Annotated in this window: 12 protein-coding genes; 2 read left to right on the forward strand and 10 right to left on the reverse strand. The window is 40.5% G+C overall.

The genetic code is table 11. The features are described 5' to 3' along the window. Positions 1-75: 75 nt before the first annotated feature. A complete protein-coding gene (locus tag FXW07_RS18390) occupies positions 76-813 on the reverse strand; it encodes a SprT family zinc-dependent metalloprotease (RefSeq protein ID WP_229397064.1) in 738 nt (245 codons plus the stop codon). A 769-nt stretch (positions 814-1,582) separates the two neighbouring features. On the opposite strand from FXW07_RS18390, the gene FXW07_RS18395 reads away from it, so the two are divergent. Further along, positions 1,583-3,100, forward strand: coding sequence for a pentapeptide repeat-containing protein (locus FXW07_RS18395; protein WP_229397065.1), 1,518 nt, complete (start codon positions 1,583-1,585; stop codon positions 3,098-3,100). An 808-nt stretch (positions 3,101-3,908) separates the two neighbouring features. Here FXW07_RS18395 and FXW07_RS18400 read toward each other — a convergent pair. From FXW07_RS18400 to cobD, 9 genes are all read right to left on the reverse strand, one after another. Beyond that, a complete protein-coding gene (locus FXW07_RS18400) occupies positions 3,909-8,831 on the reverse strand; it encodes a PKD domain-containing protein (RefSeq protein ID WP_276573356.1) in 4,923 nt (1,640 codons plus the stop codon). Positions 8,832-9,435: 604 nt separating this feature from the next. After that, complete coding sequence (locus FXW07_RS18405; RefSeq protein ID WP_346655680.1) at positions 9,436-9,810, reverse strand: hypothetical protein; 375 nt, start codon at positions 9,808-9,810, stop codon at positions 9,436-9,438. A gap of 178 nt (positions 9,811-9,988) precedes the next feature. Beyond that, complete coding sequence (locus tag FXW07_RS18410) at positions 9,989-10,951, reverse strand: SufD family Fe-S cluster assembly protein (RefSeq protein WP_229397067.1); 963 nt, start codon at positions 10,949-10,951, stop codon at positions 9,989-9,991. 3 nt (positions 10,952-10,954) lie between these two features. Next, entirely contained in the window at positions 10,955-11,695 is a 741-nt protein-coding gene (locus FXW07_RS18415; RefSeq protein WP_229397068.1) for an ABC transporter ATP-binding protein, read from the reverse strand. 13 nt (positions 11,696-11,708) lie between these two features. After that, entirely contained in the window at positions 11,709-12,320 is a 612-nt protein-coding gene (locus FXW07_RS18420; RefSeq protein ID WP_229397069.1) for an NTP transferase domain-containing protein, read from the reverse strand. Beyond that, positions 12,305-13,147 carry an adenosylcobinamide-GDP ribazoletransferase gene (gene cobS, locus FXW07_RS18425; RefSeq protein ID WP_229397070.1) on the reverse strand — a complete coding sequence of 281 codons (843 nt, stop codon included), beginning with the start codon at positions 13,145-13,147 and terminating at the stop codon, positions 12,305-12,307. Before cobS ends, FXW07_RS18420 begins: the two co-directional genes overlap by 16 nt. A 34-nt stretch (positions 13,148-13,181) precedes the next feature. Next, on the reverse strand, positions 13,182-13,724 hold the full coding sequence (gene cobZ / locus FXW07_RS18430) for an alpha-ribazole phosphatase CobZ (protein WP_229397071.1): 543 nt from the start codon (positions 13,722-13,724) through the stop codon (positions 13,182-13,184). A 363-nt stretch (positions 13,725-14,087) separates the two neighbouring features. Continuing rightward, positions 14,088-15,074, reverse strand: coding sequence for a cobalamin biosynthesis protein (locus FXW07_RS18435; RefSeq protein ID WP_229397072.1), 987 nt, complete (start codon positions 15,072-15,074; stop codon positions 14,088-14,090). Then, complete coding sequence (gene cobD, locus FXW07_RS18440) at positions 15,071-16,561, reverse strand: threonine-phosphate decarboxylase CobD (RefSeq protein WP_229397073.1); 1,491 nt, start codon at positions 16,559-16,561, stop codon at positions 15,071-15,073. The genes FXW07_RS18435 and cobD overlap by 4 nt, the downstream gene beginning before the upstream one ends. A 352-nt stretch (positions 16,562-16,913) precedes the next feature. Between cobD and hisS the strand changes: the two genes are divergently transcribed. Next, positions 16,914-18,149 carry a histidine--tRNA ligase gene (gene hisS, locus FXW07_RS18445; RefSeq protein ID WP_229397074.1) on the forward strand — a complete coding sequence of 412 codons (1,236 nt, stop codon included), beginning with the start codon at positions 16,914-16,916 and terminating at the stop codon, positions 18,147-18,149. The last annotated feature ends 462 nt before the right edge of the window (positions 18,150-18,611 follow it).

Genomic DNA, 18,611 nt, shown 5'->3' on the forward strand with positions numbered 1-18,611 from the left:
CTTCTGTTGAATTCCTTCTGTTTTCTTTATGGATAAAATGATTTTCAATTAAAGTTAGTGTTAGTTTTACTGGCTTCAAAGAACATATTTCCAGCCGTCTTTTTTCAGGCTATTTCTGTGTTTTTCATAATCAGGCATGAGTTCTCGAACAAATTTCCAGAACCGTGCCGAATGATTTTTCTCTTTTACGTGGCAGAGTTCGTGCACTACTACATACTCAAGCTGCTTCGGTGGTGCCATTATAAGCTGGAAATTTATCCTCAATACATTCTCTGCAGAACAGCTTCCCCAGCGCTTTTTCTGGTACTTTACCTTAAATATTGGAGTATCTACCCCGAGCTTTTTCGAATAAATCTTCAGAAGCTTCTCAACTTCCTCTTCGGCACGTTTGCTATAAAAATTCCAGACGGCTTCTTTCACCAGAAAGGGAAGCTGATCTTCAGAAGTACTCTCAGAAATCTCCACCTTAAGTTCGGAATCCTGGAAAAAAGCCCGAGGTTTTTTAATGTTATTCATGGATGTGATTCTCAGAGGACATTCTCTGCCCAGATAAAGATAAACTTCCCCGGCACAATACTGCTTTTTTTGATCAGGCAGTCTGTTTTCCTCGAACCATTCAAGCTTTTTAGATATCCACCAGGCTTTTCTTTCAACCATTCCTTGAATAGTATCTGCACTCAGACCCTGAGGTGCCCGAAACTCGACTTTCATGTCCGGGCGGACTAAAATAGCCGCACTCTTTCGCTTTTTACTGTATACGATCTCATAATTTATAGTCCTGCCACATACATTGATTCTATTGTTTTTTCTCATCCCGGTTTCCTCAGAATAAAAAGAGTTTTCAATTCAATTGTTCTTCTACTGGTATCCTCTTCAAATTCAATGGAGTTTTTTAACTCTAAAAATGTGCAAAAATTTTACCATACAGTTATAAAGTTTAATCCATCGTTTGAAGTTGTTTTTTAAACATAGATATATTTTTAAATATTCAGCAAATACATGAAATTTACTTTTACTCATGAAATTCCGAAAATAATTAAAATCACTTTATTAGTCATCGATTAAGGAGTTTTCTTGCCAAAAAACTATCGATTTTGCATTAGAAACCGGCTTTAAATTTTCGCCTCTTTGTATAAAATAGATGCTCTGTTCCAGCCCGCAACTATTAAACTATTTAACAAATATTGTGGAAATGGACGTAGTTTTCACAATCTTTTACTTAACCGAAGACGCATGAACCCAAATTAAGCTATTTTCATCCCAATTGAGTAAAAAACAAGGCATAGATAGCGCTTTTAGTACACTATAATAGAAGCCATAACTATTCTTCATTCAGTGAGTAGGTACCTGGTGACAACTACGCTGGGATTACCCCAAGGAAGAGTTTCTGAGTTGTTTGATAGGTTTAGGACTTACGCACTTGAGGACCAAAATCAATTATGGCAAAGACTGTGAATTAAAGTAACGTTTTAGACAGTTGACGGTCTAGTGCTGTTGATTCTTCAGTTCAACTGCGTAAGTCCTAAGGTTTAAAAAAAATAGATGATATTAAGTAAGTATTATGCAAAGGAGGTGAATATGATTGACTCAATGTAAGTTCCAAGAAGTTTATTTTGATCAGCAAATTAATTGGCCTTTTGAATGCCCTTTTGAGGCTGAGTCTGGAGGAGAGTACTGTTTTTGGCACGTAGAAAGAGATAGAAAGTATCCTCGTCCTAGTCAATTAGATGAATTAAGGGGAAAACAAATTTTTGGAGTATATTTAAAAAAATCAGTTATAGTACAAGGAGATTTAAGAGAAGCTGGACTACAATGGTCCAACTTTGAGGGTGCATTATTAATTATGTGTGATCTTCAAAAGTCAAATTTTCTGAATTCAAACCTTAGGGGGGCAGATTTAAGTGGAGCAAACTTAGGAAGAGCAATGTTAGAGGATGCTGATCTACAAGGGGCCATATTATCACAAACTAAGTTACAGAATGCAGATTTACGTGGTGCTAACCTTCATGCAGCATATTTAGGAGATTCTATATTAAATGGAACAGATTTAACGGGAGCTAATTTGCAGGATGCTTATTTAGAGGGCTCTTATTTTGATTCCAATTCTTGTTTATACAATACAAATTTAATTAGGGCTAATCTTTATCATTCTTATATAGACCAAACTAAGACTTTCAGAAATGCGAAAATATTTGAGACTTATCAACTATACGAAAGAGAAATTAATGAGTTTATTGCAGATAACTTGTATAACAAAAAATTACTTGATGTTTCCCAAATAACACATAATGGTTTAAGGTCGCCATACGGAAATAAAGAAAATAATTTTGATGAGCTTATAAATTACGGGAATTCATTTGACGATGATTTATTCAATAGTCTCTTATCAGCGGGATTGATAAGATATGGTTCAAGCTATAGTGACAAATTCATTTTTTATGAAGATTTGATAGAATGGTTAGAAAACAAAGAGAATTATAAAAAAATAAGTAACTTTTCTGATATTAAAAGCAAAATTGACAATCTCGATCTAGAAAATTGTTATAAAAATTTTTCATCTAGTAAAAAAGAAAGTTATTACGAAAGAGCTTACGAAGTTTATAATAAATTGTACAACTTTCATTCTGCAAATGGTAATTATCTATTAAAAAAACATATACATTATCGAATTGGCGAAACGTACAGAAAGCTGTTGCTTGCAAATGGTAGTTTGCGCAACAAACTTAGGGCAATATTTTTCGATTGGTTGATACTTAAGATATTGACAGGTTACGGAGAAAGAATTTTAAATCCAGTTATTATATCTTTATTGATTATTGGTCTATTTACGGGTTTTTTTTATTTAACCAATGGTATAATTGTCACAGGGCGAGATACTCACTGGTATGATTATATATATATGAGCTTAACTACATTTACAAGCCTTGGTTTTTCTAACGTACAACCTAATATCACATCTAATACAACGTACAATTCAACTCTTGTTGGAATAGCAGTTTCAGTTCCTTGGCCTCAAATTCTTGTTATGACTGAGTCTGTTCTCGGTGTCACGATGGTCGCACTTCTAATTTTCATTATTACTTATCAAATCTCCAGATAATATTATCACAGATGATATTATTTACTAAACTCCCAATTATAGTCACAAGGCTAAATAATGCAAATATTCAATGAGGTGCAATGACGGTTTTTGTTGCAACAATTACAGGCGTGACTATAACTCAAGGGTTCCACAACTACCTTAGAGGCTGTCTTAAAATTAAATACTACATGTAACCTATTGTTCGCTAGTGTTATAACAAACAAAACGAATTCCTTATCCTAGGGTCAAGTCAATCGCAAAATGTCATATAAAATCAATTACAATTATTTGGAATCAGTGAATCCTTGAAAATTGACGCGACGCTAGGTAGGATAAAAAACGTAAGAAAATAAGAGAAATATAATATTCATAGGACTTACGCACTTGAGCAACAGAATCAATTACGGCAAAGACTGTGGATTAAAGTCACGTTTTAAACAGTTGACGGTTGGCTGCTGTTGATTTTTCGGTTCAACTGCGTAAATTCTAATTCAGACAGCCTCTTAGAGTTATCTCTTTCTTTTCTTTCATTTTGTGAGAAAGCAACAAAACCCACTTTTGTTTGACTCCATCTAATCCACAAAAATCTTAAATGAATCCTTTAGGACTTACGCACTTGAGAAACAAAATCAATTACTTCAAAGATTTTGGAGTAAAGTCACGTTTTATACAGTTAACGGCCTGATGCTGTTGATTTTTCAGTTAAACTGCGTAAGTCCTATCCTTATTAATTTAAACTGGATGTCATTATATCTCCTTATCTATAATTATCCTCTTGAAGCTGGTATAGATGGGTTTCTACAAAGCCATTTTTTGAGTAAGATTTTTACTTACTAACTATGATATATCTGGATCTGGTTTCAGTACTGCTGCTTTCGGAGTTATCCACGGTTAAGCTAACAGTATATCCTCCTGTTTTGTTGTATGTGTGTACAGGATTCTTTTCGGTTGAAGTATTTCCATCTCCAAACGCCCATTTCCATGAAGCTGGTGATCCAGTGCTGTTGTCAGTAAAACTGACATTAAACGGTACGGGTCCTGAAGTTGGCGATGCAGAAAAAGCAGCGACAAGAGAGTTTGAAACTGCAATATATCCGGTTTTTACCAATGTATTATCGCCGTTTGCATTACTCGCTGTCAATGTAACAGAATATAGTCCTGATTTATTGTATGTGTGCACAGGATTCATTTCTGTAGAATTGTTCCCATCTCCAAAAACCCATTTCCATGATGTTGGCGATCCAGTGCTCTGGTCAGTAAAACTAACCTTAAAAGGCACTTTTCCTGAAGCAGGGGACGCAGAGAAATTAGCAACGGGAGCAGTTAAAACACCTGAAACAGCAATATAGTCGGTTTTTGTCAGGGCACTGCTGCCATTTGCATTAACTGCTGTCAATTTAACAGGGTATAGCCCTGATTTATTATATGTATGTACAGGATTCTTTTCTGTTGAATTGTCCCCGTCTCCGAAAACCCATTTCCATTTAGTTGGTGATCCTGTACTCTGATCAGTAAAACCAACAGTAAGTGGAGCTTTTCCTGAAATCGGAGATGCAGAGAAGCTGGCAACAGGAGGAGCTAAAACGCTTGATACAACAACATGGCTGGATTTTGTCAAGGCATTACTGCCATTTGCATTACTTGCTGTTAATGTAACAGTATATCGTCCTGATTTACTATACGTGTGTACCGGATTTTTCATTTCTGAAGTGTTTCCATCTCCAAACGCCCATCTCCATGCAGTTGGTGACCCTTTGCTCTGGTCAGTAAATATAACCTTAAGAGGCATACTTCCTGAAGCAGGAGACACAAAATAACCGGCAACAGGAGGAGCTAAAACGTTTGAGACATAAATATAGCTGGATTTTGTCAAAGTATTACTGCCGTTCGCGTTACTTGCTGTCAATGTAACTGCATATCTACCGGACTTAGTGTATGTGTGTACCGGATTTTTCTCTTTTGAAGTGTTCTTATCCCCAAAATTCCATGTCCATGCAGTTGGTGACCCTTTGCTCTGGTCAGTAAAACTAACAGTAAGAGGCATACTTCCTACAGTCGGAGTTGCCGAAAAAGCTGAGACAGGAACAATATATACTGGACTCGATACCACACTACCGTTCACAGAAACTACATTTATATATTTTGATTTTTGCAACTTATTACTGCCTTCCTCATTAGTCGTTGTTAAATCAACGGTATAATTTCCGGATTTATTGTATGTGTGTACCGGATTTCTTTCTGTTGAATTACTTCCATCTCCAAAATTCCATTTCCATGAGGCTGGTGACCCTGTGCTCTGGTCAGTAAAACTAACAGTAAGAGGTGTTTTTCCTGAAACAGGGGAGGCAGAAAATTTGGAAACAGGAGTGTTGTTTAAAACGTTTGAGACGACAGCAATATAACCTGTTTTTGTCAGAGCATTATTGCCGTTTGCATTACTCACTGTCAGTTTAACAGAGTATAGCCCTGCCTCATTGTATGTGTGTACCGGGTTCTTTTCTGTTGAATTACCTCCATCTCCAAAAGTCCATTTCCACGAGGCTGGCGACCCTGTGCTCTGGTCAGTAAAACTAACCGTAAAAGGCACTTTTCCTGAAGTAGAGGACGCAGAGAATTTGGAAACAGGAATATTTAAAGTGCTTGAGACAGCAATATAGCCGGTTTTTGTCAGGGCATTACTGCCTTTTTCATTACTTGCTGTTAATGTTACAGAATAAAGTCCTGATTTGTTGAATATGTGCACAGGATTCTTTTCTGTTGAAGTATTCCCGTCTCCGAAAACCCATTTCCATTTAGTTGGCGACCCTGTACCCTTGCCAGAAAAATCAACCGCTAGAGGTGCTTTTCCTGAAATAAGGGACGTAGAGAAACTGGTGACAGGCGGATTTAAAATGTTTGAAACAACAATATAGTCAGTTTTTGTTAATGTATTACTGCCATATGCATTATTTACTGCTAATGTCACAGAATACAATCCTGCTTTGCTGTATGTATGTGTAGGGTTCTTTCCGGTTGAGTACGTGCCGTCTCCAAAAGTCCATTTCCATGATGTTGGCGACCCTTTACTCTGGTCAGTAAAACTAACAGTAAGAGGTGATTTTCCTGAGGCTGAAGATGCAGAGAAAGCAGCAATAGGGGTTTCATACCCGTTTGAAACAGTTATATAGCTGGATTTTGTTACTGCAGTCCTGGTTCCCGTTTCGTTCAATGTCAGTGTAACAGAATATTTTCCTGATTTTTTATATACATGCACAGGGTTCTTTTCCGTTGAATAAGTTTTATCTCCAAAAGTCCAGTTCCATGAGGCTGGCGATCCGGTGCTCTGGTCAGTAAAACTAACTCTAAGTGGCGTTCTGCCTGAAGTTGGGGACGCAGAAAATCCTGGATGTGCTAAAACAGTTACTGTGGCAGATTTCGAGTCAGTACCGTTTTTATTGTTTACTTTAAATTTTACATTGTAAGTCCCTGCTCTGGAATAAGTGTGTACTGGATTCTTCTGTGTCGAAGTGGATTTGTCTCCAAAATCCCAGTTCCACCCATCTGCATTCTTCGAGAAATCCGTAAACTGGACTGAAAGAGGAGCGTAACCGGATGTGAAATTGCTGCTAAAGTTTGCAACAGGATAAATTGGTTGTGCTGGAAGAGGACTTATAAATTGACCGAAAGCAATAGGCCTGAAACCTGTGTTTACTGTGGCTGTAACCTTATCTGTAGCAGTGTCAATTACAGAGGCAGTGTTTCCGAGATGATCGCTATCGCCGGAGTTCGCTACATATACCTTTGTTCCGTCCGGAGTGGCTGCAATTCCGTAAGGGTTTTTTTTGACTTTTACAGTTGCTATAACAGTTTTTGTTGCGGTGTTAATTACCGATACATTGTTGCTGCCTTCATTTGCCACATACACCTTTTTTCCATCAGGAGTTACTGCAACCCCCATAGGCCATTGTCCCACAGGCACTGTGGCTGTAACAGTGTTTGAACTTAGTTCAATTATAGAAATAGTATTGCTTTCACAATTCATCACATATAGTTCTGTTCCCGCCTGGTTAATTGTAACTCCACAAGGGCCAGATCCAACTTTCACAGTCGTTATAATAGTGTTTGTGCTGGTATCAATTACAGAAACAGTGTTGCTGTAACGGTTCGTTACATATACTTTTTTTCCATCCGGTGTGATTGCAACTCCTAAAGGATTAACTCCTACAGGCACGGTGGCTGTAACAGTGTTTGTAGATGTATCAATTACAGAGACAGCTTTTATGTCACGGTCCGCTACATATAGTTTTTTTCCATCCGGTGTGACTGCAATTCCACAGGGACTATATTTATAGCCCACATCCACGATAGCTGTAACCTTGTTTGTTGCTGTATCAATTACAGAAACCGTACCCCTTTCGCCGTATTTGGTATTTGTTACATATACTTTTGTTCCATCCGGGCTAACTGCAGCCCCAAAAGGCTCGGTCCCTACAGACACCGTGGCTGTAAGGGTGTTGTTTCCTGTGTTAATTACAGAAACAGTGTTGCTGTCAAGATTTGTAATGAATGCATATGAAGGTGCAGGAGAACCTTTTGGTACAACATTTACTGTCGCAAGCTTTGAATCTGTACCTTTTGAATTGCTTACAGTCAGTCTAACAGTATAGATTCCTGTTGCAGGATAGGTATGCGTGGGGTTCTGCTTTGTCGAACCAGACCCGTCTCCAAAGTCCCAGACCCATTTAGTTGCATTTATTGAGAGATCTGTAAACTGCACGGGTACAGAAAGGAAAACGTAATCTGATGTGATATTGCTGCTGAAGTTTGCTAAAGGATAAACTGGTTGTACTGGAATAGAACCTATAAACTGGCCTGAAGCGTAAGGGCTTTTTCCTGCAAGCATCGTGGCTGTAACAGCGTTGGTTGCTGTGTCAATCACAGAGACAGTGTTATAAAAGTTAATTGCTACATAGATTTTCTTTCCATCCGGAGTGACTGCAATTCCCTTAGGATCGGGGCCTACGGGTATCGTGGCTATAATCTTGTTTGTTGCCGTGTCAATTACAGAAACAGTGCTGAAATATTCAGCGTTATTAGTCACATACACCTTTTTTCCATCTGGAGTAACTGCAACTCCAAAGGGAGTTCCTTCTGCCTTCATCGTGTTTGTAACGCTGTTTGTTGCCGTGTCAATTATGGAGATGCTCCCGCCATCTGAGTTCACCACGTACACCCTGTTTCCGCCTGGTGTGACCGCAATTTCTTTGGGGCCTCTTCCTACAGATACCGTGGTTATAACAGCTTTTGTGGCAGTATCAATTATAGAGACAGTATTGTCCCCATAATTTGTTACATATATCTTTTTTCCATCAGGACTTACCGCTACTCCCTCTGGATACTTTCCCGTATTCACTGTACTTACAACAGTATTTGCGGTGGTATCAATCACATAAACATTGTTGCTGTGACGGTTTGTTACATATACATTTTTTCCGTTAGGGCTGACTGCAACTCCCTGGGGAGAATTTCCTACACGCACTGCGGCTATAACATTATTTGTTGCCGTGTCGATTATAGATACATCATTGCTAAGAGCATTTCCGACGTAAACCTTTGTCCCATTTGGATTAATTGCAACTCCCAGAGGGTTGGATCCTACAGGTATTGTAGCTGTAACTTTATTTGTGGCTGTGTCAATTACAGAGACACTGTTACTTTGTGCATTTGTAATGTATGCAAATTGTGAGGCACCTGCGATGCTCACTAACATTAAAAAAGCAAGTACCGTTATTCCCAAAACTTTGGTTAAGGTCTGCCTCCTAAACATTCTATTAAAATTCTTTCCTTTCATTTTAGACCGCCAGTATATAGATCATTTTGAATTTCTTGAGATTTTGATTTATATTGAAACTTAACCGACTTTATGGAAGGATAGTATAGCAATTCACTGAATCCGGAGTTTTTGGGTTAAGTTGATTATTGCAACTAAGTGCGACTATACAGATGACAAGATAAAGAAGACTTTATAGAATTATATGGAATACTTGTAAATTAAAAGATAATAAGTTTTCTTTTATTAACTGATGGGATTGGTAAAAACTAAATTCATTCATTACTGTTTATATTTGAATTTTTATACTACTTTGAGTTTTTATATGCTCTAAAAATTTAAAAAACAGGGATCTTAAAAATTAGAATTCATTATTGGAATAAAAAACTATAGGATCTGAAAAAATTTCTATTAATAAACAGATTTTTCTATTTATAAATAAAATTTTTTATTCATAAACAAAAATGAACTTAGTAAAATTCAATATAAAATTAGTGACGAATAGAAGGTTATATTACAAAAATTTAAAAAACAGATAAAGCAATTAATCCCCTTCCGTGCCTGAGTTTTCTCCTACAGAAAGCATAAGCTCTCCATAGAGCAGTTTTTCCAGGGTTTCGGCTACGTACTTCCTTTGCTGGTATTTCTGGATATCTTCATGCATCCTGAGGTCAGAGTCTACCTGGACTCGCACAAGAGCAAAATGAAAGGCTTTTTCATTCTTTATCGGTGCGGTATAGAAAGCTTCCAGCATGTAAGGGAGTTTGAGGGGGTCTTCTATAACTTCACTTAAAAGCAGCATCTCTTCAGGAATATCCTGGTAATGCGAAGATATATCTTTTTTTCCGGTAATAAGTTGCAGGTTTTTTTCTGAATATTTTTTCTCAAAGATAGTAATTTCACCAATTATACTTCCCACCTCTTACTCAAACTAAATTTCGGGACCCTTTTATTAATTTCCGGGATCGACTTTGGATGTTTTTCAACTCTGCACATCTTTTAGTTTTCTACATTTTTTAACTCTGTACATCTTTTAGCTTTCTACATTTCATTACTGACACACTTAATTGATGCCCTGTAAAAGGGAATAAGAGGCTTCAAGCCAGCATTCCCTTTACAATAGTGTCAATAGCATCGTCTTCTTCAAGGCCGCGGGCCATAAGAGTTTCGACTTCTTTTTTGTCTACACACCCGATTGCTGCTTCGTGAGTTACCTTGGCCAGAGGGTTATCAACACGTATAATCGGGACAGCTTCGGCTTTTGCATTGCCCTGAAGAACCTCCAAACAGTCCACATGTCCTCTGGACCTTGGTGCATGACCTTCAGTAATTCCCTTAAACTCCGACTCCGCATCTTCGGTAATGGCCAGTCGACTTTTGATCACACTTCTGGCGTTTTCCCCATTAAGGGATACTTTTTCCATGATCCTGATTTTGTCGTCCTTTTTTCCGTAGACCTTGGTAACCATTTCACAGATAGAATCTTTTTCGGCATCCACGTCATAGTCGAATTCGAGAACTCCTACTCTTCCCGAGATCAGGGAGAAATTATTGAAATAACTGCCGCCTTCCTCTACCTTTACATGGGCCTTTGGAATTACCTGAGCTCCCCCATGTGGTCCGTGGAAGTGAGTTTCTGTGTACTTTAATGAAGCATTCTTCCCTATATGCATTTGAGCCTCCATTCTATGAATAATCTTTACAGCATTAGGGAATGTACAGTGAGCGATGAGTTCAACAGCCGAGTCTTCTTCGGCTACAAAATTCATATTTATTTCCTGGAGCCCATCTTCAGGAATAAGCCCGAAGCAAAGGTGGATAGGAAATGGAATTTTGTACCCTTTCTTAATAGTCAGTTTAACGTCCACTCCATGTTCGGTCTCCTGGGGTTCGAGCGCAATTCCTTCTATCCCATTCGCATTAAGAACCTTATTTCCGCTTATCACAAGGCTTGCAAGCTCATGGTTATGCAGGACTTCAGCATCTCCACCGGATGCCGAATAGGCTGCGTCCATATCTTTGATTTCGCTGGAAAGCGTATTAAGAGTTATCTGAGTCATTTTTCAGGCCGCCTTTGGTGGGGATACCCTGCTGTCACATGGTATACACCTGTTTTTGAAAAATTCACTGATTTCCAGGGGGTCTCCGCTCCTGAGGATAACCCCTTCGCACATCAGGGATGCTTTATCGGAAGCGGCTGCAATTTCCTTCCTGTGTGTGATTACAAGTACCGAGGAGCCGTTTTCTTTGAAAGTTTGGATCAGGTTTACGATTTCCTTTAAGGAAACAACATCAATTCCGGAGTCGGGCTCGTCGAGAATAGCAAGCTTCGGTTTCATTGTAATTATGGACGCAAGTTCTATGCGTTTTCTTTCACCTCCACTGAGCGCCTCTCCAACTTCCCTATCCAGGTATTTTTCAGGTTTAAGGTCAACCTTCCTCAGGGCCTCTTTCAGCTCTTCTTCAGTGGCGCCTCCATTGCCTTTTGCCCCGATTGCCAGATAATCCCTTACTTTCAGCCCTTCAAAGCGGGCAGGTTCCTGCCAGGCAAGGGTAATGCCTTTTTTTGCACGTTCGGTTATTGAAAGTTTTGAAATATCTTCCCCATTAAAGATGAGGCTGCCTTCCTCGTGTTCATAACCCTGGAGTCCCATCAGGGTATAGGCAAGGGTACTTTTTCCTGCACCATTTGCGCCGATAATGCTGTGAATTTCCCGGTCGCCTACCTCAAGATTGACCCCTCGCAGGATTTTCTTTCCATCACGGCTTAGCACCAGGTTTTTTACAGATAGAATCTCTGACACCTCTATAAGTTTTTTAGTCTTGGCCCTGCAGCAGATCCTTGCAGTGCTGCAAATCCTTAACGGTATTTACGTTTATTGCTAGTTTGGGATTATCAAGTATCAGATTAAAGTCTTCCTGTTCGTTTCGGATTTGAGAACTGTCCAGAATATTAATTCCGGAAGGTACTATCAGTTTCCCATCCTTGTTAAAGACCGTATCCGGCCTTATTCCTGCTCCTTTGCAGATATTTATAGGAACATATACAGAGAGCGCTGGCTTTCCTTCTTCCCTATATTTCTCGATTACAGAATCGATAAGTTCAGGGTTTATTAGAGGAAGGTCTGACATAATAATCATTACAGGCCCAACCGTTTCTGCGGTTTCTACCGCGTGGACCATATCCCCTACATAGTTTCCGCCAAAAGTCCTGATTACGCGAACTTCTCCTTTGTAGCGTTCCTGGATCATAATTTCTGTCCTTGGGGTAACAGGGGAGACCGCTACAAAAACTCTGTCTATATTATCTGAGGCCCTCAGGGTATCTATCACATAGGCTATAAGTGGTTTTCCAAGCAATTCAACACAAGGCTTTTCTCCCATTCCAAGCCTCTGTCCGAACCCCCCTGCCATTACAATAGCGTCCATTTTAAACCTCCCATGTATCCATTCAATGAAAAATTCAGGAGAACTGCGATAATAATGAGTGCAGTTATCCGACCAATTTCGTTAGCAGTGCCAATTCCATCACCGTTTAATCCCCCAAAATGGGCATAGCTTCGGTTAAGAATCACCAGAGCCGAGATACAGGCTCCCAGATAAGGCAGCAGCCCTATCCATCCAAAAGGCAGAAAGCAAACTATAGCTCCGAATATGAATCCAATCAGAAAATTCTTTCTGGTTGCTCCGCTTATAGTCATGGCTCCCAGGCCAGGATAAGCCTGTTTTTCCTGCGGAGGTATGGGCTTTCCAAAGGCAGCAATAGTTAGCATGGACTGTTTTGCACTGACCTCTGCAATAAACATTGATGCAAGCATTAAAGCCGGAAGGTTAGCTCCGAAAACAACGGAACCTCCTTGCTGTATTGCCCTTATCGAACTGTACAGAGTAAGTAATACGAGAATGCAAAAGGATACTCCTCCTGTCCCGATGGTCGTGTCTTTCAGGGCCTTGATTTTCTTCTCACGTGACCCATGGGCCATAAAGCCGTCCCCGATGTCCGTGACTCCATCGAGGTGATTAAAGCCTGTGATATAATATATGAATCCCATGATAAGGGCTGCAAGCACAGGCCCGGGAAATATTACCTGTCCTATGAATGCAACTGCACCTATGAGAAGCCCGAGTACGGCTCCCACAACGGGATAAAAGTAGATTTTCTTCATGAGTTCGTCGATTCCTTCCATGCTAATTCCCACAGGAATAGTGGACAGGAAACCAAACCCAGATTTAAAAGCAAGCAAATATGAATTCATCGCGCACCGCCTGTTTTTCAATCCTTTCCTTCTTTCAGTCCGTCCCTATAAATTCTGCCATACCTCTTGAATACATATTGGAAGACACGCCTCCTATAAGGCCCCCGATAACGTCATCCATGAAAGGCCCGAGCTTTGCAAGGATTCCAGGCTTCTGCTTGTCAAACCTGACAAACTCAAAAGCGCCCTTGGAACCGCTGATATAGGTTGCAATACTTGTGCCGAGCACTTCATCTGCAATTATAAAAGTAAGGTCTTTTTCATAAGAACTTTTGCTAAGGTTCGGAAGGGTTCCTGCCCTGCCTTCCCGCTCCAGCAAGACCCCGGAATAGATTAGAAGGCAGAGGTTTGGATCCGAAAGTGCGTACTTAAGTTCTCTCTTAAATAAAGCGTCGGCTTTCTCTCTGGTCTCAAGCCCTGGATGGGGAACGTACATTTCCAGAGCCGTATCAGCAAGGTCCTGAACACTGATGCCTTCTTCAGCAAGGACATCGAGGATGTTGACTGTAGCGTTTTCTTCTACTTTCTCAGGCTGCCCTTTTTTCAGGTCTTTTTCCTCAATATCGGATAACTTCATATGATCACTTCGGGGTTGTTAAAAAATGGTTTTATTAGCTTTTGAAAATCTTTAACGCTATTACACTGGCTTTTCTCATAACCCATATTTCCATGAAGGATTCAGATTATTTCAGAAGCTGTCTTAAAATTCAAATAATTTATACAATTGGATAATAGGCAACGTTCCGTTTAAATTCATATTTACACACTCGATGCATAAAATCAAACACAACAAACATCATGGTTTAAATTTTCGTTTTGGACATTAACAGTTTGACACTCCGTTTATCAATTTAAATGCATAAGTCCTATCCCAATTATAGAACCAAATTTAATTTTAAGACACGCTCTCAGGAATCAGGTTCTGGCAGCGAAGGAAGGGTCACGGATACAGGTATATCCCTGCTAAATGAATTACTGCCGCACAGGCAACAAGCGAGAAGCCTGAAGCAATTGCTATTAATTGGGATACCCTTTTTATATCCTTTACTTCGGTCGGGGGATATAAGGCCCCAAGTATATAAGTATCGGGTTTTTCAAGTTTGACTCCGAGCGCTCCTGCAGTAGCTGCCATGGGATAACCTGAATTGGGGGACGGGGTTTTCATTCCGTCTTCAAAAGCACTCTTTATACTGTTAAAGGGAGAAAATTTTCCCTGTTTTTTCGGGAGCAGACTCGCTATAAAGGCTGCTGCAAGAATGAATATCACGGAGATGCGGGCAGGGATCCAGTTCAATACGTCATCGGATTTCGCTGAGAAGTACCCAAGGTCCCTGTAGGGTTCGGTTTTATACCCAACCATTGAGTCCAGAGTACTTATGGCTTTAAATGCATATGCTGCAACAAGCCCGTATTTTCCGAAAAGGGTATAGTAAAAAATGGGGCTCAGGATGCCGTCAACATAGTTTTCGGATACGGATTCGATAACTGCGGAAGACATCTGGTTTCTGGTAAGTTTTGAAGTGTTCCGGCTTACATATATTGGGAGTAGTTCCCGGACTTTATCAAGCCTGTTTGCTTCGAGGTGCCCATAAATCTCCTTTGCAGGGCCGAGCAGGCAGTTAACAGCAAAGGTGGCTTTCAGGAAATATGCCTCTATAAGAAGGGCAAGCACCCTAGGAATTCCCGGAAGGGCTGCTATGTAAAGCACGGTGTAACCCAGCAAGGCTGCAGAAAATACACAGCAGAGAGCCATTGCAACTCCGTAGGCTTTCCTGTGAGTCTGAGGAGCCGCATTTATAAAAACATTGATTAGTTTTCCTATCCACACAACAGGGTGTACGGCAGCAGGCGGCTCCCCGAAAAATATGTCTATGGCGGCTGCAAGCAAAAGTACCAGGGCAAGATGCCCGCTGTCTGGTACAATCATAGGATAGGCTCCATCACTTTCTTCCAGGCAACTTTCACGAGTTCGTCCGTATCTCCTTCCTGCATAAGACAGTCAAGGATTTTCTGTGCAGTTTCCGTCTTGTGAACCAGATGACAGTCAACACAGCTCCAGATTTTTCCGCCTCTTGAGCTCTGGATCCATTTTCCTCCTGTGCGCTCGTTTTCACAGGGATAGAACGGACAGAAGCAGAAGGTACAGTTCTGGCCTTCAAAGTGGCAGGGATAGTATTCGCAGGTTTTCCTGCCTCCAATGCCTTCTTCAGAAGCCTTTTCGATCACATTCTGCAGTTCTTGTTTTGCCTGTTCTCTACCCCAGTCGGTGATTATATCCCCGATTGCAGCAATTATCCTGTCGTTTTCTTCGAAAGTCCGGACTGCAAGCCTTATGTAATCTTTTCCAAGGCCGTGGAGGGAAGAACAGTCTCTTATGAGGACTCCGTGAGCTGCCAGACGTGCAGTTAATTCCGTTGAATCAAGCATGAATTTACTGATATCAACCAGGATAAAGTTTACATTCACCTCTCCGGCTTTAAAACCCCTTATCCTATCGAGTTTAGCCTTAAAAACCTCTCCTTCTTCCCTGATCATATCTCTCGCTTTTTTCAGGTACGGGTTTTCAATCCCGCCTTCAATATTAAGAAGGGAAGTCGCTACAGCGTCTGCCAAGGTTCCAAGATTCCAGGAAAGTCTGGCAGTATCCAGAATTTCAGCTACCTCAGGGGAAGCTATTCCGAAGCCCATCCGGATTCCAGGGATTGCAAAGTCCTTTGTAAGGGAACGCATGACAAAAACGTAATTATTGTTTACTGCAAGATCTGCAACACTCTGTGAAGGATCTGAAAGCTCAATAAAAGCTTCGTCCACGAAAAGAAGTGTTTTGTGCTGTGTACAACGTTCCGCAAGAGCTTTGATTTCTTCTCGAGTACGGAGTTTCCCAGTCGGGTTATTGGGGTTACAGATGAACAGGATTTTTGCTTTTTCCAGAAGCTCGTCAGGAAGTTTTTCGACTTCGTCCTGGCTTGGGTACTGCAGTTCTGCTCCCATAATCCGGCACTGCATTTCGTATTCTCCGAAAGTGGGCCAGGGTAGAAGGACAGTATCTCCTTTTTCAACCACGCATTCCACTACAAGCCTTATAATTTCCGTTGAACCGTTACCCGGAATAATATTCTTTGGGCTTACTCCATGCCCTACGAACTTTGCAGCAGCTTCTCGAAACTCAGGATACCTGTTATCAGGATATTCGGTAAGTTTCTTAAAACCAGCATTAAGAATCTCATCAAAGTTCAATCCGCTTTCCGGATGCTCAAAAGGGTTTCCCAGAGGATTAAAGTTTGCACTGAAGTCAAGAATTTCACTTTCAGGAATCCCGTAAGTTTCAGATGTTTCCTGAACTAACCCTCCATGCCTGCAGGGCTTCAGGTCCAGTAGATGTTTCCTTAAAGGTACACTTCTTTGCTCGGACACGGTAATCGCAAATATTTAGTGTGAATCATGTATATTAATCTGCTTATTATATTATTCAACGTAAACTTGCCTTTATTTGCTTTACAATTGTTTGATTGCGAAAACTTCTGCTTCTGGAATCCATTCTACTTTATTTTACAGAACAAATATATTAATTCTGAATTTAAGCTGTCGTTTTTTGGCGGCTTCAGATAGGTATCGAAAAAGTAAAATAGCTTGCTTTTAACTAGTACAGTCCAGAAACGCTAAAAAGCTCCAAATTATATCTTAAAGTAAAAACTCTAAATTAAGCAAAACTCTAAATTATGCTTTAAAGTAATTGTTTTAATTTGATTATCAGGTGCATTTAAAAATGACAGTTAATAGACCAAGAGGGACCCGGGACTTTTTACCTGCCGATACTGCCCGGAGAAGATACGTGGAAAGTGTTATGCGAGACGTTGCCCGCAAATGGGGTTACAGTGAAATCATTACGCCCACGTTTGAACATCTTGATCTTTTCACCCTGAAGTCAGGAGAAGGGATCATAGGGGAGCTCTACAACTTTACGGACAAAGGCGGCAGGGAAATGACCCTCAGGCCTGAGCTTACTGCTCCTGTCATGCGTATGTATATAAATGAACTTCAGCCTTTTCCGAAGCCTTTAAAATTATTTTACTTTGAAAACTGTTTCCGCTATGAGCGCCCCCAGAAAGGACGTTTCAGGGAATTCTGGCAGTTCGGGGTTGAACTTATAGGAAGCGGAAAACCCGATGCCGATGCCGAGGTCATTGCCCTTGCCGATGCCATGTTAAAATCCGCCGGAGTGAAGGGCGACATGAAGCTCGGAAACCTTGCGGTCATACGTACACTCTTGAGCGGGCTTGAACCCGAAATTGTGAGCAAGGTTATGCGGCTTGTGGATAAAAAAGAGTATGCCGGCCTTGAAGCTCTGCTTGAAGAAATAGGAGCCGAAGAACAGCTCAAGTCCGACCTTTTCCACCTGATAAAACTGGAAGGCAAGCATATCCTCCCTGAAGTAATAAAGATCGTAGGAAATATCCCTGAACTTGTAAGCTTTGAAAAGACCCTCAAGCTTCTCGACGCATACGGAGTCGATTACTCCCTTGACTTCGGGATTGCACGCGGGCTTGATTACTATACAGGCATGGTTTTTGAGGTATATGCCGAGGGCCTCGGTGCCCAGAAACAGGTCTGCGGTGGAGGCTCTTACCAGCTTATCCAGCTTTTCGGAGGTGGAGACGTACCCTCAACAGGCTTCGGGATAGGTTTTGATAGGATTATGGAAATCTGCCCTCTTACCCCACCTGCTCCTAAAACTCTTATGCTGGTCTCAAAACCCGATCTTCATCTAAAAGCGATAAGTTTTGCAAATGAATTAAGGAAGTACGTGCCGGTCCATGTAGACCTCATGCAGCGTAATTTCAAAGCCCAGCTTTCTTATGCAAATACCATCAACGCTGATTACGTGGTTATAGTCGGGGAAAAAGAATTAGAAGCAGGAAAGCTTACGCTGAGAGATATGGTTTCAGGAGAACAGGAACTTCTGACGCTTGATGAGATTATTGAGAAAGTTTCACCTAGCTAAAGTTGAAAGATTTTTTCTTTTATTCTTTTTACCCTCATTATATTGTTGGAGAGCCTATTTAGGTTCAGGCAGCAGTACGCAATTTTATTTACTTGTACACTGGACCTTATTCCTCTTTTTTGGTTACATTTTCCTATATTACCAGTATCGATTTTCAGAGAGTCCAGGTGTACAGGGAAGTGTACAGGATTAGATCCTGACTTATAGCTGCAAGTATGGTCTTACGAAAACTTTCTCTGACAAGACCCAGGCAGAATTTGTAAAAGTACTCTGTGTAAAAGTACTCTGTGTAAAAGTACTCTGTGTAAAAGTACTCTGGCTTTCAGTTGTAAATTCAGCATAATTTCTGTGGCAGGCGTGGTTCGCATCTGAGGATTACCCATACGAGACGCACTGACAAAAATTAGCACATTGATTTGTTTCAATCACCGATTTTCATAAAGTTGACTAAAATGTTAATTG

Source organism: Methanosarcina sp. DH1, from assembly GCF_020804205.1.
GTDB lineage: Archaea > Halobacteriota > Methanosarcinia > Methanosarcinales > Methanosarcinaceae > Methanosarcina > Methanosarcina vacuolata.